We start from the raw sequence: 24,561 nt of genomic DNA on the forward strand, positions 1-24,561 counted from the left end.
AACTCAGCCCTCCGAATAGGGTTTTGTCATCAGCGTGCCCAGTTCTGGACGCAAAGCGGTTTCACCGCAGAGGCGCAGACAGGCCCAGGCAGTGGCCAGATTACTGGTAACCACAGGCTTACCTATCGCAGCTTCGACGCGCCCCGCGACTTGAGCGGCCCGGACGGCGGTACAGGAGATGAAAAGCGACTGCGACTGCGGATCCATCGCTTCGCTGGCGAGCGAAACGATCTCGTCTGGAGCAATGCGAGCCATTTCGCGATCATCTTCGAAACCAAGGCAGGTGAAGCGGTTGATCGTGAAGCCGAGGCCGGCGAAATAATCGGCCATCGGTCGGCTCGTCTCGACGGTATAGGGGGTCAGGATCGAGATACTGTGCGCGCCCAACGCCCGCAGTCCCCTTACGGCCGCGGCAGTCGGCGTCACGACCGGAACGCCCGGCTTGGCAGCACGTATCGCCTCCTCGATCCTGACATCTCCGATCACCACGGAGGCGGAGGTACAGGAATACATGACGGCATCAAGCGGCTCGTCGGGCAGAATGAGCGATGCGCCTTCGCTTAACGCCGGCTGCATCTTCATGAGATTTTCGGGCGTCGTGGGATTGGCATAGGGGATGCGATTGACGTAGACGCCGATGCGGTCGCTTGCGACCATGCGCTGGAAGTCCACCTCCGTCGTATGATCCGTGGACAGGATGACGAGGCCGATCCGCTTTTCAAGCGGCCGCTCGTCCAGCCGCGGTTTTCGGCCATGGAGGTTTATGTCGACAGGAACCATATCAGTCATCCATCCGGGCATAACGTTCCTCCAGCCAGCGCAGCCCGACGACCGAGAGCAGGCTGACGGCGAGGAAAAAGACGCCGACCAATGTCATCGGCTCGATGTAGCGGTAATTGCTGTTGGCGATGCTCTTCGCCTGGTTCATCAGTTCCAGCACGGTGATCGCCGAAAGCAGCGGCGTCTCCTTGAACATCGCGATAAAATAGTTTGCGAGCGCCGGGATCATCGGCGGAATGGCCTGCGGCAGGATGACGTGTATCCAGGCCTGCCGCGTGGTGAGATTGGTTGCGTTGGCTGCCTCCCATTGGCCGCGCGGCACGTTTTCGATACCGGCTCGGTAGACCTCTGCAGTATAGGTTGCGTAATGCACACCGATACCGATCACGCCGGCAACCAGCGGCGACAGGCGGATGCCGATATCGGGCAGCACATAGAATATGAAATAGAGCTGTACGAGAAGCGGCGTGCCGCGGATGAATTCCGAGACGAAGCCGACCGTGCGAGATACCGCGGCGATCGGCGAACGGCGCGCAATGGCGAGAGCGAGACCGATTACCGCAGCCACCAGCGCACCGAGAATGGTCGCCAGTATGGTGATCTTGAACCCTTCGAGAAGGGTCGGCATGATCTGCCAAACGAAATCCCAATCCCATTCCATGATCAGGTCCTCACGCCATCGAGACCGCGCGTCATCCGCCGCTCCAGCCAGCGCATGGCTGTGGAAATCGCCCACGCCATGACGAAATAGAGGAAGAGGATCGTGGTGAAGGGAATGAGTGTGTTGCCGGTCTGTGCGCGGACGACCTGTGCCTGGAAAGTCAGGTCCGTCAGCGAGATCAGCGACACGACCGCGGTTCCCTTCAAGAGCTCGATGGCATTGTTGCAGAAGGTCGGCAGCATCAGGGGCAGCGCCTGCGGCAGGATCACATGGCGCATGCGCTGATAGCGCGAGAGATTGAGCGCCACGCAGGCCTCGGTCTGCTGGCGCCCAACGGCCTTGACGGCACCGCGCACGACTTCGGCCCCATAAGCCCCGACGTTCAGCCCCAATGCAAGCACGCCTGCCTGAAGCGGGGTAAGCGTGATGCCTGCAAAAGGCAGGACGAAGTAGACCCAGAAGAGCTGTACGAAGATCGAAGTACCGCGGAAGAACTCGATATAGGTCGTGGCAAGCGCCCTCACGGCGAAGAAGCGTGAGAGCCGGCCGAGCCCGGCCAGAAAAGCCATCACCAGCGCCAGAGCCGACCCCATGACGGTCAACTTCAGCGTCACCAGCGCGCCCTCGAGGATCAGCGTCAAATAGCCGGACCAGACCGACATCAGCAAAAACTTCCCATCATCCGATACAGTGCAGAGACGGCCTTCGGCCGTGACCGGTGGCGGACCGGGACATAGACCGCTCCGTCCACCTGATCTCGGCAGCTTACTGGGCGGCAGTGCATTGCTTGTCCCGGGTCGTCGACATGGCGGCCTTGGCAGAGAAGCCGTAGGGCTCGATGAGCTTGGCGAACTCGCCGGATTCCTTCAGCTTCTTGAGTTCCACGTCGAAGGCATCGCGAAGCGCCACATCCTGCTTGCGGAAGGCCGCCCCATCACAATAAACCGGCGCTCCGACGACGGGTGCGACGACTTCGAGGTTTGGATCCTTGGCCTTGTCCATGAGGTCGTGGATCGAAAGGACCGGAAGCGAGTAGACGTCGATACGACCGTCCTGAAGCATCTTGACGCCGCTCTGCCCGTCGGGCACCACGATGACACGGTCGCGCGGCACGCCGGCCTGGAGTGCGAGCTTCTCCTCGGTGCCGCCGCCCGGTGCCCCGATCTTCGCGTTGGTGTTGTCGGCAATGTCCTTGTAGCTCGTGAGCTTCAGCGGGTTGCCTTTCTTGACGGCGAAAGCTTCCGCATCGCAGAGGATTGGCTCGGAATAGGCGACCGCGTTGCAGCGCTCCGGCTTCATGAAGAGACCGGCGGTAATGGCGTCGTGCCGGCCGGCCTGCAGGCCCGGGATCATCGCACCATATTCGGAGATCGAGGCCACGACCTCCTTGACGCCGAGGCGCTGGAAAATGACGCGCGCGACGTCCGGTGCGGCACCCGACACCTTGCCGTCGGCGCCGACGGCCGTATAGGGCGGCTCGTTGGCGATGGCGATACGGGCAAAGCCCTGTTCCTTGAGATCGTTCAGCTTGTCGTCAGCGGCGAACGCAGGCACCCCGGCTGCGATGGAAAGCAACGTTGCCATACTGACGGCGGTCGTGAGAATTCTTGTCTTCATTGTCCCAATTCCTCTGGTTTTCCTATTTATTATTCGGGCAATGTCACCGCTCCAGGCGGTCAGACGCGGTGCCCCGCCGCGATGATCTTGCGGAGAAAACCCTGCGTTCGCTCCTGCTTGGGGTTTCGGAAAATCTCCTCCGGCCTCCCCTCTTCGACGATCTTGCCGCGATCGAAAAACAGGACGCGATCGGCGAAATCGTGAGCGAAACCCATCTCATGCGTTACGAGAAGCATGGTCATGTCGGTCTCGGCTGCCAGCCGCCGCATAACGTTCAATACCTCTTCGACGAGTTCCGGATCGAGCGCCGAGGTCACCTCGTCGAACAGCATGATCTTCGGAGAGAGCGCGAGCGCCCGGGCGATCGCGACGCGTTGCTTCTGGCCGCCGGAAAGCTGGGCCGGCACCGCCTTCGCCTTGTCCGCCATGCCCACCATGTCCAGAAGTTCCATCGCCCGCTTTTCCGCGTCTGCGCGCCCCGCGCCCTGCGTCAGCATCGGCGCGAGCGTGATGTTGTCGAGCACACATTTGTGCGGAAACAGATTGAAGTGCTGGAAGACCATGCCGATCTTCTTGCGCATGCGATGCAGGTGGCGCTCGTCGGCAGAGATCAGGTCCGCGCCCTTCCTCATGTGATATAGCTGCTCGCCGTCAACCTCGATATGGCCCCCGCTGATCGTTTCCAACGTCATCAGAATGCGCAGGATGGTCGTCTTGCCGGAACCGGACGGACCGATCAACGCCAGCTTTTCGCCAGGCATCACCTTGATAGACAAGCCGTCGAGAACGGTGAGCGGACCATATCTCTTCACGATGTTGTCGATGCGGATGATAGGGGATGCCATTCATGTCTCTCCCTGTTGAGACAAGCAATGCACCAACGATGACGGCCTCAAGAAATCATGTCAATTCATAATATAATATCATGACAATATTTATACATCTGCCCATTTCCCCAGCGCTAAACCTAAATCGCGAGCAGAAGCGCCTCTGGATTTCCTTGAGTGAGCGAAGCCACAATCCCGAGGCCTGTCCTCAGGTCGTCGCCTGACGTGGAGCCCAGCGAAATCCGCACAGCGGGCGCCCATCCCTGACCGGCGGTGCGAAACGATGTGCCCGGGGCGATTGCCACGCCACGCAACCTCGCTTGCGACACGAAACCCTCTTCCGAATGAGCGTCGGAGAGAGGAAGCCAGACATGCAGGCTCTGCGGATGCGAATAGTAACGCAGTCCCGAAAGCGCCTCCTGGGCGATGGCATGCCGGTCGGCAAGAGCTTGGCGCTGCCAGTTGACAAGCTCCATGGCAGTACCGTCGGCCACCCAACGGGTGGCGATCTCGGCGATTGCGGGGGTAGCCATCCAGTTCGAAACCAGATGCCGGTTTGCGACTGCGGCCACATACCGGTCGGGAGCGACGAGATAGCCGATACGCAAGCCGGGTACGGTAATTTTGGTAAAGCTCGTGACATACAGCGTGCGCTCCGGCGCGATTGCCGCAATCGGCGGAGGCCTGTCGCCCACCAAGGGGCCGAGGACGTCGTTTTCGATGATTGCGATATCATGCCGGCTTGCCACTTGCGCCAGAGCTTCCCGTCGCCGTGCACTCATCAGGGTGGCTCGTGGATTGATAACCGAGGGCTGCAGGAAGACGGCGCGGATAGGGCTCGTGCGGCAGGCTTCGTCTAACGCTTCCGGAATCATGCCGTCGTCATCGATCGGCAAGCCTTCCAGATGAATGCCGAGATAGGTGGAAAGCGGCACCAGCGTATGGTGGCTGATCGCCTCCGTGGCGACGATCGATCCAGGTGGAGCGGTGCTCATCAGCGCCACCGTCATGCCGGATGTCGCGCCATTGGTCAGGTTCACGTTCAGGGCGGAGGCCTGGATGCCGCAAAGAGCAAGCCACTCGGTCGCAATGGCGCGATGACGTGGAAAGACCATGTTCGGTCGAAAGGAGAGCGCAGAACTGGCCGGCAGGTTTTCCGAAAGCCAGCCGAAGGCCTGCCGCATCTTGTCCAGATGCATGTTTTCGCAGACCGGCTTGAGGATCGACAGATCGATAACCTCGCCCAGCCTCTCCGGCAGGTAGGGCGGCTCGGGCTCTCGGGGCCGGCTCTGGACGAAACTGCCGCGCCCGATCTCGCCGGAGATCAGCCCGCGGCGGATGAGGTCGTCATAGGCGCGGCTTACTGTCTGAACCGAAAGGCCGAGGTCGTCCGCCAAGCGGCGATGGGTGGGAAGTCTCGCGCCGCTGGCAAGTGTCCCCTCCTGGATGGCGCGCGCAATCTGCTCGGCGAGCGAGAGATAGGCCGGTCGGCGAAGTTGAGAGGGATCCGGTCGCCAATTTGTCATGATTTCGACTGTGCTTAAAATCAGTTCAATTGACAATGCCAAAACGAATTTTCATTGTCTTTCTTCACAACTGCACGACAGGAAACCGTATGAAAATCGACGCCATCGACCTGCGAATCCTGGAAGCCGTCCAAAGCGACGGTCGAATCACCAAGCTTGCGCTCGCCGAAAAGGTCGGGCTTTCACCGACGCCCTGCTGGATGCGCCTTCGAAAACTGGAGAAGGCGGGCATCATTGCCGGGTATCACGCGCACCTCGCGGCGCGGCGAATCGCACCCATTGCCAGCGTCATGGTGGAAGTCACGCTTGCCAACCACCGCCAAAGCGATTTCGATCGCTTCGAACGCGCTGTGTCAGCTATTCCGGAGATTACGGCCTGCTGGTCGGTCGGCGGTGGCGTCGATTACATTGCAAAGATCGTGACCCTTGATATCGATGCCTACCAGCGGCTGATCGACGATCTGCTCAACCGCGAGCTCGGTATCGAGCGTTATTTCACCTACATCGTTACAAAAACCGTGAAGGAAGAGACCGGGGTGCCGGTCTCGGCCCTCTTCCGGGCCGACACCGGTGACAGACAATTTCTCCGGACAGACCCGCCAGTTTAGACCATCTCTCTCTTTCCGCCCCGCGGAATGGACAATCTCTCGCCGAAGCTCCGCCACACTGGAGACGAGCTTGAATGAGGATCTGGCCATGACCGCAATTTTTGCACGCCCTGCCTATCACGAGGCCCTGATGCGTCTTATCGATCGTCATCTGCTGCGCGATCTCGCCTATGTGAACGGACGTTGGATCGCCGGCACGGAGGGCCACAGCTTCCAGGTGACCGATCCCTCCTCCTCCGCCACGCTTGCCTTTGTCGCGAGCCTGGGCGCGGAGGAAACCGGCATTGCGATCGACGCCGCCGCGGCCGCTTTTCCCCTCTGGCGGGCAAAACTGCCGCAGGAGAGGGCAGCGATCTTGAAGGAATGGCATCGGCTGGTATTGGCAGCCAAGGAGGATCTTGCGCTCCTGATGACCCTTGAACAGGGCAAGCCGCTTGCCGAAGCTCGCGGCGAGATCGACTACGCCGCATCCTTCATCGAGTGGTATGCCGAGGAAGGAAAGCGCGTAAACGCCGAAAGCGTCACCAGCCACCTGCCGGATGCGGAGATGATCATCCGGCGCGAACCGCTCGGCGTCGTCGGCGTGATCACACCTTGGAACTTTCCCTCCGCCATGCTGACCCGCAAGGGTGCAGCGGCGCTTGCCGCCGGCTGCACGATCGTTGCCCATCCGTCCTCCGAAACGCCACTTTCGGCCCTGGCGCTGGCCGAGCTCGCCGAACGTGCCGGCATTCCGGCCGGCGTGTTCAATGTCGTGACCGGTGACGCAGCCACCATCGTTGGTCGGCTTTGCGAAGATAACCGGGTGCGGGCGATGAGCTTTACCGGCTCCACCGAGATCGGCAAGCTGATCGCCGCGCAATGCATGCCGACAATGAAGCGGCTGGTCTTGGAACTCGGCGGACATGCACCCCTCATCATATTCGAGGACGCGGATATCGATCGCGCCGCCGATATAGCGATGGCCGCCAAATTCGCGACCTCCGGGCAGGACTGCCTCGCGGCCAACCGGATTTTTGTCCAGCGGCCGATCCTTAGCGCCTTCAACGCCGCTTTTGCCGGGCGGATCGCTGCCCTGAAAATTGGCAACGGGCTGACCGAGGGCATCGATATCGGCCCCCTCATGCATGAGCGCGCCATGACAAAGGTCGAGGCGCAGGTGGGGGATGCGATTAAGCGCGGTGCGCGACTGATCGCCGGAGGCAAGCGCCACGCGGCCGGTCCGTTGTTTTTCGAACCCACGCTATTGGTGGATGTGCCGGACGACGCGCTGGTCATGCGCGAGGAGACCTTCGGGCCGGTTGCGGCCGTAACTGCCTTCGACCACGAGGATGAAGTCATCGCCCGCGCCAACGACACCGAATACGGCCTGGTCGCCTATGCCGTCACGGAGAACGGCGCCCGCCAGCTGCGCGTCAGTCGGGCGCTCGAATATGGCATGGTGGCCATCAACCGCGTGAAGATTACCGGCGGGCCGATCCCCTTCGGCGGATGGAAACAGTCCGGTCTCGGGCGCGAAGGTTCTCGCCACGGCATCGAGGCCTTCAGTGAAGTCAAATACATCTGCATCGACACGGCCGGCTGAGCGGTCCCGTATCTCGAAGGAAAAGCCAATGCTCGAAAGAAATAATGAACTCACCGCCTGGGACCGGGACCATTTTTTCCATCCGTCGACCCATATGGGAATGCATGCGCGCGGCGAGACGCCGACCCGCGTGATCGGCAGCGGAGAAGGCGTCTACATCACCGACGTCAACGGGCGCACCAGCCTCGACGCCTTCGCCGGCCTCTATTGCGTCAATGTCGGCTATGGGCAGCAGAAGATCGCCGAAGCGATCGCCGAGCAGGCGAGAAACCTCGCCTACTACCATGCCTATGTCGGCCACGGCACCGAAGCCTCGATCACTTTGTCGAAGATGATCATCGATCGGGCGCCGGCCGGCATGAGCCGTGTCTATTTCGGCCTTTCCGGCTCCGACGCCAACGAGACCAACATCAAGCTGATCTGGTACTACAACAACATCCTCGGGCGATCGGAAAAGAAGAAGATCATTTCGCGCTGGCGTGGCTATCACGGTTCCGGGGTGATGACCGGCAGCCTTACCGGCCTCGAACTTTTTCACAAGGCCTTCGACCTGCCGCGAGCACCGGTCCTGCACACCGAAGCGCCTTATTATTTCCGGCGGCCGGACCGCTCCATGAGCGAAGAGCAATTCTCGCAATATTGCGCCGACAAACTCGAAGAACTGATCCTGGCTGAGGGCCCCGATACGATCGCCGCCTTCATCGGCGAACCGATCCTCGGCACCGGCGGCATCGTACCGCCGCCGAAGGGCTATTGGGAGAAGATCCAAGCCGTGCTCGGCAGATACGACATCCTGCTCATCGCGGATGAAGTCGTCACCGGCTTCGGCCGGCTCGGCACCATGTTCGGTTCTGACCATTACGGCATGAGACCGGATCTGATTACGATAGCCAAGGGCCTGACTTCGGCCTATGCGCCGCTCTCGGGAACCATCGTCTCTGACAAGGTCTGGCAGGTACTGGTCCAGGGCTCGGACCAGATGGGAGCGATCGGCCATGGCTGGACCTATTCTGCGCATCCGATCTGCTCGGCTGCGGGCATCGCCAATCTCGAATTAATCGACGAACTCGATCTGGTGACGAAAGCAGGCGAGACCGGCGCCTATTTCCGGAGCGAACTCGCCAAAGCGGTCGGTTCCCATAAGTATGTCGGTGAGGTCCGCGGCGACGGCCTGATGGCTGCGGTCGAATTCGTCGAAGACAAGGACGACCGCACATTCTTCGATCCTTCACAGAAGATCGGCCCCCGAGTCGCAACGGCACTCCTTGAACGCGGCGTCATCGGGCGCGCCATGCCTCAAGGCGACATCCTCGGCTTTGCGCCGCCCCTCTGCCTCACTCGCGAAGAGGCGGACACCGTTGTGAAAGCCACGGCGGAAGCGATCGACAGCGTCTTCAAGTCGATCTGAGGAGTGCCGAATGAATACGATTCCCAAAACCATGGCCGCCGTACAGCTGATCGGTCATGGCGGCCTCGACAAACTGATCTATAACCGCGCCACGCCCGTTCCGGTGCCTGCCGATGGCGAAGTGCTGATTAAAGTCACCGCTTGCGGCATGAACAACACCGATGTCTGGGTCCGCCAAGGGGCCTATGGCACCGAAGACGACCCGTCCGCCGTCTCGACCTGGCGCCGGCAAGGCAATACGTTGACCTTTCCGCGCATCCAGGGCACCGATACGGTGGGCTGCATCGTCGCGGTCGGCAAGGGCGTCGATGACGCCCGGATCGGCGAACGCGTCATGGTCGATTTCTCGATCTACAACCGCGACGACGACAGCCTCGCCGATATCGATTACATGGGCCACGGCCGGGATGGCGGCTATGCGGAATACATGGCGCTGCCATCCGAGAATGCGCATGTGGTCGATACCGACCTCACCGACGTCGAACTCGCGACCTTCTGCTGCGCCTATCTGACCGGCGAACGGATGCTCGAACGGGCGCGACTTTCGGCGGGTGAAATCGTGTTGGTCACCGGCGCATCCGGCGGCGTTGGCTCTGCGATCATCCAGTTGGCGCGAGCGCGCGGAGCCGTCCCCATTGCTATTGCCGGCGCCGGCAAGGAGCAGGCGGTGCTCGATATCGGCGCGGAAGCGGTCGTAACGCGAGGCGCGGGCAATCTGGTCGACGCCGTGCATTTGGCGACGCGAGGCAGACCAGTCGACGTCGTCGCCGATCTTGTCGCAGGACAGATGTTCAACGACCTGTTGAAGATCCTGCGCCCGGAGGGCCGTTATACGACGGCTGGCGCGATCGGCGGACCGGTCGTGCAACTGGATCTCCGGACGATGTATCTCAAGCAGCTCGAACTGCACGGGTCGAGCCAGGGGAGCCGGACCGATTTCCGACGGCTCGTCCGCTATATCGAGGAAAAGAAGATCCGGCCGCTTGTCGGCGGCGTCTATCCTCTCTCTGAGTTTCATCAGGCACAGACCGACTTCATGGCCAAGAATTTCGTCGGTAAATTGGTGGTGGTTCCGGACTGAAACCATCCCGTGCGCTGCGACGCAGAGCCTGCGAGGGGATCGATGGTTGAACGACGGAACCGGCCGACGCCGGGGACACATGCTTAAATTGCCGTAATTGCGGGTGTTTTCTATTTGTGAGATAATCAAAAAATAAGAGTTGCGAAATGCGGTTTCCTATCCACGGTCGGATCGGCTCAGGGAGGGGCGGAAATGGCTGTCGTGCTGATCCTCGTCTTGCTGGTGGTGGGCTCGCTGCTCTTCCATGTGCTGAGCCCATGGTGGTGGACGCCGATTGCGTCCAACTGGACCTATATCGATAGCACTCTCGTCGTCACCTTCTGGATTACCGGCGTGGTTTTCGTGGCCGTGGTCTTGTTCATGGCCTATTGCGTCTTTCGCTTCCGGCACAAACCCGGGAACAAGGCGGCGTACGAGCCGGAAAACCGCAGGCTGGAAATGCTGCTCGCCTCAGGCACCGCCGTCGGCGTCGCCGCCATGCTCGCGCCCGGCCTTGTGGTATGGAACCAGTTCGTCACGGTGCCGGACGAGGCATCACCTCTGGAGGTCGTCGCGCAGCAATGGCTGTGGAGCTTCCGTCTGCCGGGAGTGGACGGGAAACTCGGCCGCGCGGATACGCGTGACATCACCTCCGAAAATCCGCTCGGCCTTAACAGGAACGATGCCGCAGGTCTCGACGACGTGATCGTAGAGGGCGGCGAATTGCATTTGCCGGTCGGCAAACCGGTGCGGGTGCTGCTGCGCTCCGTGGACGTCGTCCACGATTTTTACGTGCCCGAATTCCGCGCCAAGATGGATGTGATCCCCGGCATGGTGACCTATTTCTGGTTCACACCGACGCGAACCGGAACTTTCGACATTCTCTGCGCCGAACTGTGCGGCGTCGGCCATCCACAGATGCGCGGAACGGTCGTGGTCGAGGAGGCCGCGGACTATCAGATCTGGCTCGACCAACAGCAGACGTTCAACCAGCTTCTGGCATCGGGAGAGCAGCAGCCGGTCAACTGAGGCCGGGAAAGACAGTCAAAGCGGCATCGGATGAAACGGGAGGAGATATCATGGTCGAAATTCCGTCTGGCAGCGCAGGCGCCGTTCCGGCCGCCGAGGTGGAGGATGTCGAGCTTTATCATCCGAAAAGCTGGTGGACGAAATACGTCTTCAGCCAGGACGCCAAGATCATCGCCGTGCAGTACTCGCTCACGGCCATCTCGATCGGTCTGGTCGCGCTCGTGCTTTCCTGGCTGATGCGCCTCCAGCTTGCCTTTCCCGGCTATTTCGCCTTCATCGATGCCAATCACTATTACCAGTTCATCACCATGCATGGCATGATCATGGTGATCTATCTTCTGACAGCGCTGTTCCTCGGCGGTTTCGGCAATTACCTCATTCCCCTGATGCTCGGCGCCCGCGATATGGTGTTCCCGTATGCGAACATGCTGAGCTACTGGATCTATCTGCTTGCCGTCCTGATCCTGGTCGCAGGCTTTTTCGTCCCCGGCGGCCCGACAGGGGCCGGCTGGACCCTCTATCCTCCGCAGGCCGTTCTGTCCGGTACGCCGGGCGGCAGCGACTGGGGCATTCTCCTCATGCTCTTCTCACTGATCGTCTTCATCATCGGCTTTACCATGGGCGGCCTGAATTATGTGGTGACGGTGCTGCAAGGACGGGCGCGCGGCATGACGCTGATGCGCATGCCTTTGACCGTCTGGGGCATCTTCACCGCGACCGTGATGGCGCTGCTTGCATTTCCCGCGCTCTTCGTCGCCTGCGTCATGATGCTGTTCGACCGATTGCTCGGCACGAGCTTTTTCATGCCCGCCATCGTCGAGATGGGCGAGCAGCTGCAACACGGGGGCGGCAGCCCGATCCTCTTCCAGCACCTGTTCTGGTTCTTCGGCCATCCGGAAGTCTATATCGTGGCGCTACCCGCTTTCGGCATTGTCTCTGACCTTATCAGCACCCATGCCCGCAAGAACATCTTCGGCTACCGCATGATGGTCTGGGCGATCGTCGTCATCGGCGCCTTGAGCTTCATCGTCTGGGCGCATCATATGTATGTCAGCGGCATGAACCCGGCCTTCGGCTTTTTCTTCGCCACCACCACGCTGATCATCGCTGTCCCGACTGCCATCAAGGTCTACAACTGGGTGCTGACACTATGGCGCGGCGACATCCATCTAACCCTGCCCATGCTCTTCGCGCTAGCCTTCATCGTCACCTTCGTCAACGGCGGCCTGACCGGACTGTTCCTAGGCAACGTCGTGGTCGACGTTCCCCTGTCCGATACGCTGTTCGTCGTCGCGCATTTTCACATGGTCATGGGCGTCGCGCCGATCCTCGTCATCTTCGGGGCGATCTACCACTGGTATCCCAAGGTTACCGGACGGATGCTGGACGATTTCCTCGGTCATATCCATTTCTGGATCACCTTTCTCGGCACCTATGCGATCTTCTTTCCCATGCATTATCTCGGCCTGCTCGGCATGCCGCGCCGCTACCACGAACTGGGAGACACGGTCTTCGTTCCGCCTTCGGCCAACACATTGAACGTCTTCATTACCGTCATGGCGCTCGTTGTGGGCGCAGCTCAGATCGTCTTCTTGTTCAATCTGGTCTGGAGCCTCTTCAAAGGCAGGCAAGCAGGCGGCAATCCCTGGCGGGCAACGACGCTCGAATGGCAGACGCCGCAAACCCCTCCTGCGCACGGGAATTGGGGCAGGGATCTGCCGGTGGTCTACCGTTGGGCCTATGACTACAGCGTGCCGGGATCGGCTGAGGATTTCATTCCGCAGACGCAGCCTCCAAGCGGCGGCCTCACGAGGGAGGTCGTCGCATGAACGTGGTGCTGATCTTCCTTGCCCTAATCGGCGGCGTCGTTATCTGGTGGCTGGCCGGGCAGCGGCTGATGTCGAAACCCTGGCTCGAAACAGGGACTGCACCGCCCGCGACAGACAGGCAGGAACTGCCGTCCGAACCTGCGGTGAAAATCGGCCTCTTTGTCTTCCTCGGCGTCGTCGGCGCCCTCTTCAGCCTCTCTGTCAGCGCTTATTTCATGCGCATGGCCTCGGCGGACTGGTGGGCCACTCCGGTTCCGCGCCTGCTCTGGGCAAACACCGCCGTGCTCGTGTTGAGCAGCGGCGCCCTGGAATGGGCAAAAAGAGAAGCGCGGCATGACCGCATGGAAAGCCTGCCGCTGGCGCTAGCAGCCGCTTTTTCGCTTGCCGTTCTCTTTCTCATCGGACAGATCCAGGCCTGGCGGGAGCTGGTATCGGCCGGCTACGTGCTTGCCGACAACCCAGCCAACAGCTTCTTCTATATGCTCACCGGCCTGCATGGCCTTCATATCCTCGGCGGGCTTGTCGTGCTTGGCCGTACGACAGTGCGGGTATTTGCAGCGGATGTACCGCGAGACAGGCTACGTCTTAGCGTCGATCTTTCCGCCATCTATTCCCATTTCATGCTCGCCGTCTGGCTGCTGCTCTTCGTGCTCTTTGCCGGCTGGGCGAATGATTTCATCGATCTCTGCCGCCAACTGATCAGCTAGGAGGTATCTCGGATGACACAGTCTCTCGGCAATTCCGACCTCGGTCCCACCGGGCTGCGAGGGGTCGCCGCCGATTTTTCCTCCGATCAGCGCGCCTTCAAGACCGCCTCCTGGGGCAAGGCGATGATGTGGATTTTTCTCCTCAGCGACACCTTCGTCTTCGGCTGCTTCCTGATTGCCTATATGACGGCCCGAATGTCGACGCCTGTCGCCTGGCCCAATCCGAGCGAAGTCTTCGCGCTTCATATCGGCGGGCAGGACGTACCGCTGATCCTGATTGCGATCATGACGTTCGTGCTGATCTCAAGCAGCGGCACCATGGCGATGGCTGTAAATTTCGGCTATCGCCGCGAACGCGGACGGACGGCCGCCCTGATGCTGGCGACGGCGCTTCTCGGCGCTACCTTCGTGGGCATGCAGGCCTTCGAATGGACGAAGCTGATATCCGAAGGTGTGCTTCCCTGGGAGAATCCCTGGGGTGCTCCCCAGTTCGGATCGACCTTCTTCATGATCACCGGCTTCCATGGCACTCACGTCACGATCGGCGTCATTTTTCTCCTCATCGTCGCCCGCAAGGTTTGGCGAGGGGATTTCGACGTGGCGCGCCGCGGCTTTTTCACAAGCCGGAAAGGCCAGTACGAGTCCGTCGAGATCATGGGCCTCTACTGGCACTTCGTCGATCTGGTCTGGGTATTCATCTTCGCGTTTTTCTATCTGTGGTGAAGGAGCGTCATCATGAGCGAGACAACATCGCATATGCAGACACCCACGCAAGCGCACAGCGCGCAGCATCCGATCCGGCTCTACCTCCTCGTTTGGGGCCTGCTCTTCGTGCTCAGCGCCTTTTCCTACATGGTTGATTATCTCGGGGTCCAGGGCTTGGCGCGCTGGTTGCTGATCATCGTCTTCATGATGCTGAAGGCAGGTTTGATCGTTGCTGTCTTCATGCATATGGCCTGGGAACGGCTGGCGCTCGTTTACGCTATCCTGCTGCCGCCGGCAGCCGTGCTGATCTTCACGGCGCTGATGATCTCGGAAGCGAACTATACCATCCTCACCCGGCTCGCCTTCTTCAACACCGCTCCGTGATGGCGCAGTGTTGGCGCCGATTGCATTCGGTAAAAATCTACCTTAAGTAGCATTATTTATATTTCCTAAAACAAAAAGTTGACAATCGCATTGGCATCCCCTATTTGAGAACCATCGATACTTTGTTTGCTGATATTGTTGTTGCTGCGCCTCGCGCTTCTTGACGAACGTTCCCTCTCAAAAGTCGAAAACATCCCGCCGTGCGTCGCCCGGCGGTTCACAATTGCTATGAAAGGGTTCGTTATGACCACTGGCACAGTTAAATGGTTCAATGCCACCAAGGGCTTCGGCTTCATTCAGCCTGACGACGGCAGCGCCGACGTTTTCGTTCACATCTCTGCTGTCGAGCGCGCCGGCATGAGCTCGATCGTTGAAGGTCAGAAGCTCGGCTTCGAACTCGAGCGCGACAAGAAGTCGGGCAAGATGTCTGCAGGCCAGCTTCAGGCTGCCTAAACTTTGGCTTCCATGACCACGGATGTACTGGCATGGGTAGCGAAAGTATGCGAAGGCCAGGCGGATGTCTGGCCTTTTTCTGTTAAGGTAATTGGCTGACGCGAATAGTCGCCCGGCTTCCCGCCGAGCGATCTCCGCCTACACCTGTAACATGCCGAAAAATACAAGGAAGATCCATTGAGACACCCGAACGACAACAGCTTTGCCGAGCGCCGCAAAACCGCAGCGGATGCTAAGCAAAGGCTTTTGGCGAAATTTGCGTCCGCCCCGAAAGCGGACGATCCCGCCATGCAGGAGCGGCGTGCTGAGCGCGAAGCCGTTGCGGCAGCGCGAGAAGCCCGCCGCGCCGAACGTGAAGCATTGAAGGCAGCGGAAAATGAGCGCCTCAGGAAGGAAGCGGCGGAATTGACCGCCGCCGCGGAAGCCCATGAAAAAGCCGAGGCTGCCGCCAGAGAAGCAGAAATCAACGAGCGCGTTTCCCGCGTCGTGGCCGATGAAGCCGCCCGCAAGGCAGAACGCGACCGCCGCTACGCGGCACGCAAGGCCCGTCAGCGCTGACGGTTGCAGAGCATATACCAGCAGAACGCAACGGCGAATCTCTCCTCGGAGCTGCTGCGCCCCGAGGCCGAGAAGGTGGATCGAACTCCATGAACGCCCATGTTTTTCCAATCGCGAGTGTCGCAGATGACAACGACGGCGCGTGGCTGAAGATTCTTTCGAAATATCGGCAGCCCCGTTTTGGCCGTAGCGCATTCGAACTGATCGTCACGCTTCTTCCCTTCACGGCGTTTTGGGCCGGCGCCTATATCTCCGTCATCCTGGGTTTTCCGATCGGGCTCGTCCTCGTTCTCCCGGCAGCCGCCTTTCTGCTGCGACTCTTCATGATCCAGCACGATTGCGGGCACGGCTCGTTCTTCGCGCGCCGGCGTCTCGACAATTGGACCGGGCGGGCCCTCGGGGTGCTGACCCTGACGCCTTACGACTACTGGCGGCGGGCCCATGCCGCCCATCACGCCTCGGCCGGCAATCTTGACGAACGGGGCGTCGGCGATATCACCACGCTGACGGTTGCTGAATATCATGCCCTTCCCTGGTCGAAGCGTCTCGCCTACCGGCTTTACCGTCATCCGCTGGTCATGTTCGGCATCGGGCCTGCCTGGCTCTTTCTCTTCAAGCAGCGCCTGCCTTTCGGGATGATGAATTCCGGGGCTTTGCCGTGGGTTTCCACGATGGCGACCAATCTCGCGGTCGCAATCCTCACGGCTCTGATGATCTGGGCCGTCGGGCTCGTTCCCTTTCTGCTGGTCCATCTGCCGGTGGTTCTGCTTGCAGGTGCAGCCGGCGTATGGCTCTTTTACGTCCAGCATCAGTTCGAGGACACCCATTGGTCGAAGGGCGACGAATGGCAGTTCCCGAAAGCCGCGCTTCACGGCGCATCCCATTACGACCTGCCGCTGGTGCTTCGATGGGTTACCGGCAATATCGGCGTTCACCACGTCCATCACCTATCGAGCCGGATTCCTTACTACAGGCTGACGGAAGTGCTTCACGACCATCCCGAGCTTGCTGGTATCGGCCGCATAACCTTGTGGCAGAGCATTCAGTGCGTCAGGCTCGTGCTTTGGGATGAAAAGAGCCGCAAGCTCGTTTCCTTCCAGGATGCTGCGAAGATGGCAACGCCTGCGTGATTTAACCGGCAACGTGCGGCTCTGCCGGATTACCTCCGGAAATCGTATCCTTCCGCAGTTCATTGACGGCGTATTGCATCACGCCGGCATGATCTTTCCTCGGGAGAAGTTGCAGTCGGCACACCACGATTTTACCCCATGGAAGCAGATTGCCCGCCCTTTCGGCCTTGTGCTTGAAAACGGACGTGACAGCTTCCTTGGATATCGATTTCGACTTCGGCTTCGATCCCAAAAACCTCGCGGATGCGTTTGGCGGTGAGCACCTCGGAAGGCGTTCCGAGCGCAGCCAGCCGCCCGCCCTGCATCACGGCGATCCGATCGCAGAACATGGCGGCATGGTTGAGGTCGTGCAGTGCCGCGACCACTGTAAGCCCCTGTCGGCCGACGAGATCGAGCAGGCCGATCTGGTGGCCTATGTCCAGGTGGTTGGTCGGCTCGTCCAGGAGCAGAATCTTCGGCTGCTGGGCAAGAGCGCGGCCAATATGCAGACGCTGGCGTTCCCCGCCCGAAAGCGTATGCCAAAGCCGATCGGCAAGATGAGCCATGTCGACATTGGCAAGGGTCGCCTCAACGACCGCATCGTCATTCGCGGACCAGGGCGACAAAGGTCCGAGATAAGGCGTGCGTCCAAGCTCGACGGCCTGCCTGGCAGTGATCCGCTCGGCGGTCTCCGCCTGCTGCTCCACAAAAGCCAGATGCCGGGCGACTTCGCGCCGACCGAGCCTGCCGATCGGCACTCCATCCAGAATGACCTCGCCGGACCGCGGCCTGCGGATGCCGGAAAGCAACGCCATCAGACTCGTCTTCCCCGAGCCGTTCGGACCGATGAGACCGAGAAACTCTCCTTCCCTGACCTCCAGCGAGATGCTCTTCACAATCGCAGCTTCCCCGACGCCCCAGGAAACGTCTTTTGCCGTAAGCGTCATCCGCGTCCCCTTCGCTGCCCCAGAACGAAAGCGAAGGCCGGCGCTCCGACAAGGGCGGTGATCACTCCGATCGGCAGGACCTGACCCGGGATGAGAACGCGGGAAAGGATATCCGCCAGGATCATGAAAACGGCGCCGATCAGCGCGGCAGCCGGCAACAGCACGCTGTGGCGGACGCCGACCAGCATGCGCGCTGCATGCGGAATGACCAGACCGACAAAGCCGATGGAGCCGACGATCGAAACCATGACCGCCGTCATCATTGCGGAGACTCCGACCAGTGCGACGTAGGTGCGGCGAACGGATATGCCGAGTGATGCCGCCGATTCCGCGCCGAACGTGAAGGCGTCAAGCGAGCGGGCATGCCAAAGGCAGACCAGAAGACCCGTCAATGCGGCAGGAATCGCCAGCCAGGCATCCGGCCAACGGACTCCCGACAGATTGCCGAGCAGCCAGAACATGATGCCCCGCGCCTGTTCCGCGGTCGCCGCCTTGGTAACGATGAAGGAAGTGAGCGCATTGAAAAGTTGCGACGCCGCAACGCCTGCAAGAATGATGGCCGCCGTTCCTTTGCCCGCCTTGAGGGCCAGCAGGCTGACAAGGGCAAAAGCTATGAGCGCTCCGAGAAATGCACCCATCGGGAGCGTCATCATGCCGCCCCCCAGGCCAAGGATCGCCACGCTGACGGCCCCGGTGGAAGCCCCCGCGGAAATCCCGAGGATATAGGGATCGGCTAGCGGATTGCGCAGCAGCGACTGCAGCACCACCCCGGACAAGGCGAGCGCCGCACCGCAGCAAGCCGCCACGACTGCCCGACTGAGCCGATAGCTCCAGACGATGCCTTCGTCGATCGGCTCGAGCGCATAGCCCGCACTCCACAGCCGGTTGGCAACCGTCTTGGCAACCACCCCGAACGGGATCGAAGTCTCGCCGATCGCTGCGCCAAGCCACAAGGCTGCGACGAGGACCACAAGCGCCAGCGGAATAGCGCCCGTACGGCCAATGGAAGAGACTGCAGGTCTCATTTGACCAGACCGGCGCCTGCAATGGCATCGGCCAGCGCCTCAATGCCCTCGATGGTGCGGATCGTCGGATTCATGGCTTGCGCATCCATATCGAAGACATGGCCGCTCCTGACTGCCGGCATCAGGCTGGCGACAGGATCGGCGTCCAGGAATTTGCGTTTCGCCTCGATGCTGTCCAGCGGGTAACGGCGGCGATTCATTGCGCCGGCCACAATCATCGTCGGATTGGCCCTGGCGATTGTCTCCCAGCCCACCGTCGGCCATTCCTCGTCGGTTTTGATGATGTTTTCGATCCCGAGAGCCGACATGATGTAGCCGGGCGCCCCGTTTTTACCCGCCACGTATGGGTCAGCGTCCTGCTGGGCGCTGGAAAACCAAAAGACGGCCGAAAGCCTGCCCTCGACAGAAGCGACCTTGGCGCGCGCCGCTGCCTCACGCCGCTTGAGATCGGCCACTACTTCCTCGCCCTTTTCCTGCACGTCGTAGATCTTCGCGAGATCACGAACCTCCTGATAGACGAGGTCCATGGTAAAAACCTGATGGCGGACGCCGTCGCCGGCGGCGGAATTTTCCTTGCCCATGCAGTCGGACGGCGACGTGTAGACCGCGATGCCCAGTTCCTCGAACTGTTCGGGCTTGGCAACGACACCCTCGGGACCGACCTGCCACTGGAACTGCACGGTGACGATGTCCGGCTTTTTGCTGAGGACGCTTTCAAAGCTCGGATCGTTGTCGGCGAGGCGTTCGATCTTGGCGTTGACCTCTTCGTAGCCTTTCAGGACAGGCCCGACCCACAGCGCAGTGCCCCTCACCTTGTCCGCAAGACCGAGAAGGTAGAGAATCTCGGTGCTGCTCTGGCCGATCGAGACGGTGCGCGCCGGCGCCCTCTTGAAGGTTATCTGCCGTCCGCAATTCTCAAGCGTGAGAGGATAGACGGTTTCTGCCGCCATGGCGTTGTGAAACAGTCCTGAAACAATCAAGGACAAAGCGCACAGGCCAACGTGCGGCCACCGCTTGGAAGTGATCATCGTTATATTTCCCGAAGTGTGATGTGAATGCGGGTCCTAAACGGGCCGCGGTAGATATCAGGATGCCTTCAAAGCACCCGGTCGCCCCGTCGACGATGGAGATCTGGGAAATACGATACGCAAAAGCGCGATGAAGCGCGGGTGTCGGCCATGTCTTTCTCCTCTTCGGGCATCCCCGCCCGTGATGATGGATCGATGTTCGACGGCAGGTCTCCTGGCTTGCGAATATCTGTCGCCCATCTGCCTTCCCGCGCCGAAAACCAGCGCAGTGGCATGGCGCCTTTCGGCACCACGAGGATGGACGGCAATCCGCTCACAGTTGCGGGGGCAGCCACGGTCTTGGATCCCCTTCGGGTCGTCCGCACCGTATTCCCTTTTCGTCCCGTTGCTTTTGACTCCGGGAACCGTCATCGCCAGATAAAGGCCCGTCCCTCTCGCCGTCAAGCCGGAAAAGACGGCAGCCAAGGTGCGGAAACCGAAGAGCAAGCGTATGAGATTTCCGCGCCCGTTCGGACCGGGACTTTAGTCGAGATCGGCTCGGCGAGATGCCGGTGATAGGTGAGGAGAAGCATACCGAGCCCCGTGTCGTATAATCACTCTCAAAAGTCACACGGGCCTGCATATGTAATGTTATTACATTCGTCAAATTAAAAGTTGCGCAAGAATGCTTCGTTACGGGCACCGGCCTTCTCTTTTCAGCCGCCGATGTCGTCCTTGCCGCTAATCGAGACGGAGGGGTGCGGCCGGGCGTCGTCGAGACAGAAGGATGCTGTCTCGCTGAAGACGGCAGCAGAGGCAACGCCTATGGATTGGTATCCATACTTCGCTTAATTTATCGATCCAGACCATAAGTCGTCTATGAAAACCGGACGGGGAAACGATGGCCAGGGAAGATTTCAACGACCTTTTATGGTTCCTGGCCGTGGCAGAGGAGCGGAGTTTCACCAGGGCTGCGGCCAAACTCGGTATTACTCAGTCCACGCTTAGCCACACGATCAAGCGCCTGGAGACACGCATGGGCCTGCGGCTTCTGTCCCGCACCACCCGTAACGTGGCGCTGACCGAAGCCGGTGAGCGTCTGTTTCAATCGCTGGCGCCTCGGGTCTCCGCCATAAGGGATGATCTTGCGGCACTCATGGCCCTGCGCGACAAACCGTCCGGCACTATTAGGATTACCTTGTCTGATCACGCGCTGGAAAGCATCGTCTGGCCCAGACTGCAGCCGATCCTTTCTGAATACCCCGATATCAAGCTTGAGCTGAGCCGGGATAACGGCTTGCGCAATATTGTGGAAGACGGTTTCGACGCAGGGATAAGGCTCGGCGAGAGCATCGAGAAAGACATGATCGCCATCAGGGTCGGTCCCGACTGGCGAATGCTGGCTGTCGCCTCGCCCCAGTACCTTGCCACGCAACCGCCGCCGCAGCATCCGCAGGACCTCGTACAGCATAACTGCATCAACATGCGCCAGGCCACCGGCGGCGGGCTCTACGTCTGGGAATTCGAGAAGGACGGGCAAGAGCTACGTGTCAGAGTCGACGGCCAGCTCACCTTCAATAGCTCTTACCCCATGATAGATGCTGCCATGAAAAATGGTGGCATCGCCTATCTGCCGGAAGATCTTGTCGCCGAACACATCGCGACTGGACGCCTCGTGCCCATGCTGGAAGAATGGTCGCCTCCATTTTCAGGCTATTTCATCTATTACCCGACCCGGCATCAGAACTCCCCTGCCTTCAAGGTCGTCGTGGATGCCTTGAGATACCACGGCATTAGGCGGTAGGGACGAATTACGTTTCAGGGATTCCGGGCGGGCGCAATCGGTCCCAACTTGGCCACCCCCTCGGATAAGAGCCTCGCCAACTTCATCGATTCATCAAATTCGCCGCTACCGCGACATGGCTCGAGTGCCAGCTCGTTCCCAAAGAAGGTCTGCTGTAGACCGCGGCGCATCTGAGAAGCTGAGCAAGGGGTTCGAGCATCCGATTCCGCAACTACCGGAAAGGCCCGGGCCGTCGCCAATGACGCTTGTCCGCAGATCCCATGACGGCGAGGTCTCGTGTGTTCGCTTACGCCAGCACCGCCTCCACCGGGCGCCGCGGCGAATAGGGTAGCGTCGGCCCATATCCGAACCGCATGACGATGTCCGGCCGACGTCCCGGCAGGCCCGCGAGCGCGGCCAGTTCGGGTCGCAGTTGCGCGACTTCCACCGGTTGATTGATAAAGGCATGCTTGAGACCGAGCGCCGTCGCCTGCAGGGCGAAGCGCTGGCAGGCACGTCCGGCGCGGACCCAATGCTCCGCATCGTCACGTGCGGAAACGAACACCGCTACGCCCGCTGACGAATGAAGCTGCCTTGCGTATTTATCGTTCTCGGTATCCGCGCGAAACGCGAGATCGAAGAGGTGCGGACCCAGCCAGCTCGGCAAGGATGGGTTGCCGCTCGTAGGCCCGAACAGCCCATCGCCAGATGCCATCGCCTGGCGCGGGTTGAAGCGCAACCAGGATTTCAGTTCGCGCATGAAGGCGGCGTCCGCCATTTGCGCGGTGTTTCCGGCGACGACGAGATCCCGCACGCGATCCATCCCGGGCTTCCCAGTGATCAGCACGAGATCGACGCCCGGCATGTCTGCCGCCGCTACCAGAGCCTGGAGGTCTGCCGCGGAAACGCTTTTGCCGTCATAGTCGGCGCGGGTCGACTGGCGCCTCGGAATCGCAGCGAACAGATCGGATCGGCTCGCTGCTCCGTCGCCGAAAACCACTGTCACGGCGCCTTGATACGCCGGATCGAAGCTGATTTCTTCGGCAGGACGGCCAGCCGCGGAGGCGGCGAGCGCGAGGTTCTCGGCTGCGCATCCGAGGCTCGCAAACAGATGGTGGTCATCGGCATCGACCACGGGGGTGCGCCGCGTAGGGTCGGCGAGGATGTCAACGCGCCTCTCACCGAGGCGAAACCGCCACGGCTGCGTGTTGTGGCCGTTCGCGGCAAGCGTCGCGTAGCGGACAAGTTCATGCAGCCGGGGGTTTTCAGAGAGCACCGCCCTGCTCGCCGCAATCGAAACTTCGTACGCCTCCATCGAACCCATCTGGCGTAGGCTCCAATAGGTAGCACCTGCGCCCGCAATCGCCACCGCGCCGCCTCCGATGAGCAGACCGCGCCGCGTCATCATCCGAATAACTCCCGCGGCATGCTCTCATCCCGGCGGCCGGGGCCATCGGGCAGGAAGGCGACATGGTCGCGGCGGCAGATCGCCCGAACCGCTGCGCGCGCCGTCATGAGGCCGCACGGCAATCCTCCGCCGGGCTGCACCCATTGACCGACCATCCGGAACCGGTGGAGGCCCGGCAGAGTCTGGCGACGCGGCCGAAAGCCGACGCCTGGCGTAGGCAGAAAACCCTCCATGCTGCCTTTCCAGTTGCCGGTAAAGTGCATGACGCTGGCCGGCGTCGAAACATCCGTCACTTCGATGGCTTCGCGGACACCCGGCAGGCGGCGTTCGAGAATTTCGATCACGGCTGAAGCAATGCGCCGCTTCTCCACCTCGTAGGCGGTCGCATCCTTGCGCTGCAGATCCTGCCAATAGGCATAGTTCCATGTTGGCAGAAAGCAGGTGACCGCGGTCTTGCCTGCGGGCGCAAAGGTCGGATCGAAATGGAAGATGCGGAACGCGACGGTGTCGAGGCTGGTCTCGGGATCGATTTCGAGTGGCTTGGCCAGAGTTCGAGCGAGGAAGCCGGGTTCCTGCGAAAGGTCCCTTGCGACGCCCAACGAGACTTGCAGATAGGAAGGAAAGACCTTCTGGCTGTCGTAGAAGGCGTCGATCGCCGCGTTGCGATAGCGGCCCTCGAGCATATCGTAGATCGTCGCGTGGCCGTCGGCGCCGGAGATCACCCAGTCCGCCCTGATAATCTCGCCGTCGCTCAGCCTGACGCCCACGGCAACGTCATCCTCGACCAGGATCGTTTCGACTTTCGCCATGAGGCGCAATTTTCCGCCAAGCGCGCGGAAGCGTTGGGTGATCGCGTCGATGATCGACTTAGCGCCGCCCACCGCGTAACCCGCATTGCGTGCACTCATCCAGCCGAACATCAGCACGAGCGCGATGGCAGCCATGTCGGCCGTCGCGCTCTCAGTAAAGAAGCGGCGCAACAAGTCGTTTCTGAAGCGCTTGCCGTATTCCGCCGCGCTCATGCCAGCCCATTGCGTGAGCAGCGGAAGTTTCGGGATCAGGCGCAGCATCGCCCAGGTCCGGCGGGGCCAGGCGGCGTTCAGATCATCCATCGGAAGATTTGCCAGCCGACGGATGGCGGACGTGAACTCCATGATTTCTTCGGCATCCTCGGGCGCTGCATGCAGAAGCTCCGCCTCCATCCGGTCGACGTCGGAGTAAAACGTGAGCGAGCGCCCGTCTTCGGTTTCCACGCGCTGATATACCTCGGCGTCAACGAAGCGGAGCTTGTCGACATCGAAGACTTCGCGCCATTGCCGACCCAGCGTCCCGTCTGGGGCGGACCCAAGGAACCAGTGCAGGCAGGTTTCAAATGTGTAGCCGTTCCGCGTCCAGCTGGTCGCGAGGCCTCCCGGGATCGCATGCTGCTCCAGGATCGTCACCTGATAGCCGCAGAGCTGCGCGTAGACGCCGGTGCACAAGCCCGCGATCCCGCCGCCAATGATTACGATATGTCGAGCAGGTTCAGGCATGGAGAAACCCTCG

General features: G+C 60.8%; 24 protein-coding genes and 1 riboswitch. Of the genes, 13 read left to right on the forward strand and 11 right to left on the reverse strand.

What is annotated here, in order from left to right; genetic code table 11:
* Positions 1-3: 3 nt before the first annotated feature.
* The 6 genes from eutA to ehuR form a co-directional block, all read right to left on the reverse strand.
* Positions 4-780, reverse strand: a complete 777-nt coding sequence (gene eutA / locus C5L12_RS14700) for an ectoine utilization protein EutA (protein WP_425350791.1) — start codon at positions 778-780, stop codon at positions 4-6.
* 1 nt (position 781) lies between these two features.
* Entirely contained in the window at positions 782-1,441 is a 660-nt protein-coding gene (gene ehuD, locus C5L12_RS14705) for an ectoine/hydroxyectoine ABC transporter permease subunit EhuD (protein WP_105372803.1), read from the reverse strand.
* 2 nt (positions 1,442-1,443) lie between these two features.
* On the reverse strand, positions 1,444-2,103 hold the full coding sequence (gene ehuC / locus C5L12_RS14710; protein ID WP_105372804.1) for an ectoine/hydroxyectoine ABC transporter permease subunit EhuC: 660 nt from the start codon (positions 2,101-2,103) through the stop codon (positions 1,444-1,446).
* 103 nt (positions 2,104-2,206) lie between these two features.
* Positions 2,207-3,058, reverse strand: coding sequence for an ectoine/hydroxyectoine ABC transporter substrate-binding protein EhuB (gene ehuB / locus C5L12_RS14715; protein ID WP_105372805.1), 852 nt, complete (start codon positions 3,056-3,058; stop codon positions 2,207-2,209).
* 59 nt (positions 3,059-3,117) lie between these two features.
* Positions 3,118-3,903 carry an ectoine/hydroxyectoine ABC transporter ATP-binding protein EhuA gene (gene ehuA, locus C5L12_RS14720; RefSeq protein WP_105372806.1) on the reverse strand — a complete coding sequence of 262 codons (786 nt, stop codon included), beginning with the start codon at positions 3,901-3,903 and terminating at the stop codon, positions 3,118-3,120.
* Positions 3,904-4,025: 122 nt separating this feature from the next.
* Positions 4,026-5,411 carry a MocR-like ectoine utilization transcription factor EhuR gene (gene ehuR / locus C5L12_RS14725; RefSeq protein ID WP_105372916.1) on the reverse strand — a complete coding sequence of 462 codons (1,386 nt, stop codon included), beginning with the start codon at positions 5,409-5,411 and terminating at the stop codon, positions 4,026-4,028.
* An 89-nt stretch (positions 5,412-5,500) separates the two neighbouring features.
* Between ehuR and C5L12_RS14730 the strand changes: the two genes are divergently transcribed.
* The 12 genes from C5L12_RS14730 (at position 5,501) to C5L12_RS14785 (ending at position 16,867) form a co-directional block, all read left to right on the forward strand.
* Entirely contained in the window at positions 5,501-6,019 is a 519-nt protein-coding gene (locus C5L12_RS14730) for an Lrp/AsnC family transcriptional regulator (protein ID WP_105372807.1), read from the forward strand.
* A gap of 88 nt (positions 6,020-6,107) precedes the next feature.
* On the forward strand, positions 6,108-7,604 hold the full coding sequence (locus C5L12_RS14735; protein ID WP_105372917.1) for an NAD-dependent succinate-semialdehyde dehydrogenase: 1,497 nt from the start codon (positions 6,108-6,110) through the stop codon (positions 7,602-7,604).
* A gap of 28 nt (positions 7,605-7,632) precedes the next feature.
* Positions 7,633-9,012: an aspartate aminotransferase family protein gene (locus C5L12_RS14740; RefSeq protein ID WP_105372808.1), complete on the forward strand. Its 1,380-nt coding sequence runs from the start codon at positions 7,633-7,635 to the stop codon at positions 9,010-9,012.
* Positions 9,013-9,022: 10 nt separating this feature from the next.
* Positions 9,023-10,093, forward strand: a complete 1,071-nt coding sequence (locus C5L12_RS14745) for an alcohol dehydrogenase family protein (protein WP_105372809.1) — start codon at positions 9,023-9,025, stop codon at positions 10,091-10,093.
* Between the two features lie 192 nt (positions 10,094-10,285).
* The gene (locus tag C5L12_RS14750) at positions 10,286-11,101 is read left to right on the forward strand and encodes a cytochrome c oxidase subunit II (protein ID WP_105372810.1); all 816 of its coding nucleotides are present in this window, start codon (positions 10,286-10,288) and stop codon (positions 11,099-11,101) included.
* Positions 11,102-11,151: 50 nt separating this feature from the next.
* Positions 11,152-12,930 (forward strand): cytochrome c oxidase subunit I, encoded by a 1,779-nt coding sequence (gene ctaD / locus C5L12_RS14755; RefSeq protein WP_105372811.1) that lies wholly within the window; start codon positions 11,152-11,154, stop codon positions 12,928-12,930.
* Entirely contained in the window at positions 12,927-13,637 is a 711-nt protein-coding gene (locus tag C5L12_RS14760) for a cytochrome c oxidase subunit 3 (protein ID WP_105372812.1), read from the forward strand. The genes ctaD and C5L12_RS14760 overlap by 4 nt, the downstream gene beginning before the upstream one ends.
* A gap of 12 nt (positions 13,638-13,649) precedes the next feature.
* Positions 13,650-14,360: a heme-copper oxidase subunit III family protein gene (locus C5L12_RS14765; protein WP_105372813.1), complete on the forward strand. Its 711-nt coding sequence runs from the start codon at positions 13,650-13,652 to the stop codon at positions 14,358-14,360.
* 12 nt (positions 14,361-14,372) lie between these two features.
* Positions 14,373-14,726, forward strand: a complete 354-nt coding sequence (locus tag C5L12_RS14770) for a cytochrome C oxidase subunit IV family protein (RefSeq protein ID WP_105372814.1) — start codon at positions 14,373-14,375, stop codon at positions 14,724-14,726.
* Between the two features lie 243 nt (positions 14,727-14,969).
* A complete protein-coding gene (locus C5L12_RS14775) occupies positions 14,970-15,179 on the forward strand; it encodes a cold-shock protein (RefSeq protein ID WP_007754805.1) in 210 nt (69 codons plus the stop codon).
* A gap of 177 nt (positions 15,180-15,356) precedes the next feature.
* Entirely contained in the window at positions 15,357-15,737 is a 381-nt protein-coding gene (locus tag C5L12_RS14780; protein WP_105372815.1) for a DUF6481 family protein, read from the forward strand.
* An 89-nt stretch (positions 15,738-15,826) separates the two neighbouring features.
* Positions 15,827-16,867 (forward strand): fatty acid desaturase, encoded by a 1,041-nt coding sequence (locus C5L12_RS14785; RefSeq protein WP_105372816.1) that lies wholly within the window; start codon positions 15,827-15,829, stop codon positions 16,865-16,867.
* Between the two features lie 131 nt (positions 16,868-16,998).
* Here the strand turns inward: C5L12_RS14785 and C5L12_RS14790 are convergent, their stop codons facing one another.
* The 3 genes from C5L12_RS14790 to C5L12_RS14800 are packed head-to-tail and all read right to left on the reverse strand — an operon-like array spanning position 16,999 to position 19,813.
* Positions 16,999-17,793 carry an ABC transporter ATP-binding protein gene (locus tag C5L12_RS14790; protein WP_105372817.1) on the reverse strand — a complete coding sequence of 265 codons (795 nt, stop codon included), beginning with the start codon at positions 17,791-17,793 and terminating at the stop codon, positions 16,999-17,001.
* Positions 17,790-18,818, reverse strand: coding sequence for a FecCD family ABC transporter permease (locus C5L12_RS14795; RefSeq protein WP_105372818.1), 1,029 nt, complete (start codon positions 18,816-18,818; stop codon positions 17,790-17,792). The genes C5L12_RS14790 and C5L12_RS14795 overlap by 4 nt, the downstream gene beginning before the upstream one ends.
* Complete coding sequence (locus C5L12_RS14800) at positions 18,815-19,813, reverse strand: ABC transporter substrate-binding protein (RefSeq protein WP_425350794.1); 999 nt, start codon at positions 19,811-19,813, stop codon at positions 18,815-18,817. Before C5L12_RS14800 ends, C5L12_RS14795 begins: the two co-directional genes overlap by 4 nt.
* Before the next feature lie 220 nt (positions 19,814-20,033).
* A riboswitch (cobalamin riboswitch) is annotated at positions 20,034-20,270 on the reverse strand.
* 456 nt (positions 20,271-20,726) lie between these two features.
* Here C5L12_RS14800 and C5L12_RS14805 point away from each other — a divergent pair.
* A complete protein-coding gene (locus tag C5L12_RS14805) occupies positions 20,727-21,629 on the forward strand; it encodes a LysR family transcriptional regulator (RefSeq protein WP_105372820.1) in 903 nt (300 codons plus the stop codon).
* A 286-nt stretch (positions 21,630-21,915) separates the two neighbouring features.
* Here the strand turns inward: C5L12_RS14805 and C5L12_RS14810 are convergent, their stop codons facing one another.
* Complete coding sequence (locus tag C5L12_RS14810) at positions 21,916-23,016, reverse strand: Acg family FMN-binding oxidoreductase (protein ID WP_342588634.1); 1,101 nt, start codon at positions 23,014-23,016, stop codon at positions 21,916-21,918.
* Positions 23,013-24,548, reverse strand: a complete 1,536-nt coding sequence (locus C5L12_RS14815) for a phytoene desaturase family protein (RefSeq protein ID WP_105372919.1) — start codon at positions 24,546-24,548, stop codon at positions 23,013-23,015. Before C5L12_RS14815 ends, C5L12_RS14810 begins: the two co-directional genes overlap by 4 nt.
* Positions 24,549-24,561: the final 13 nt, after the last annotated feature.

It is taken from the genome of Neorhizobium huautlense, assembly GCF_002968575.1.
In the GTDB taxonomy this organism is placed as follows: domain Bacteria; phylum Pseudomonadota; class Alphaproteobacteria; order Rhizobiales; family Rhizobiaceae; genus Neorhizobium; species Neorhizobium huautlense.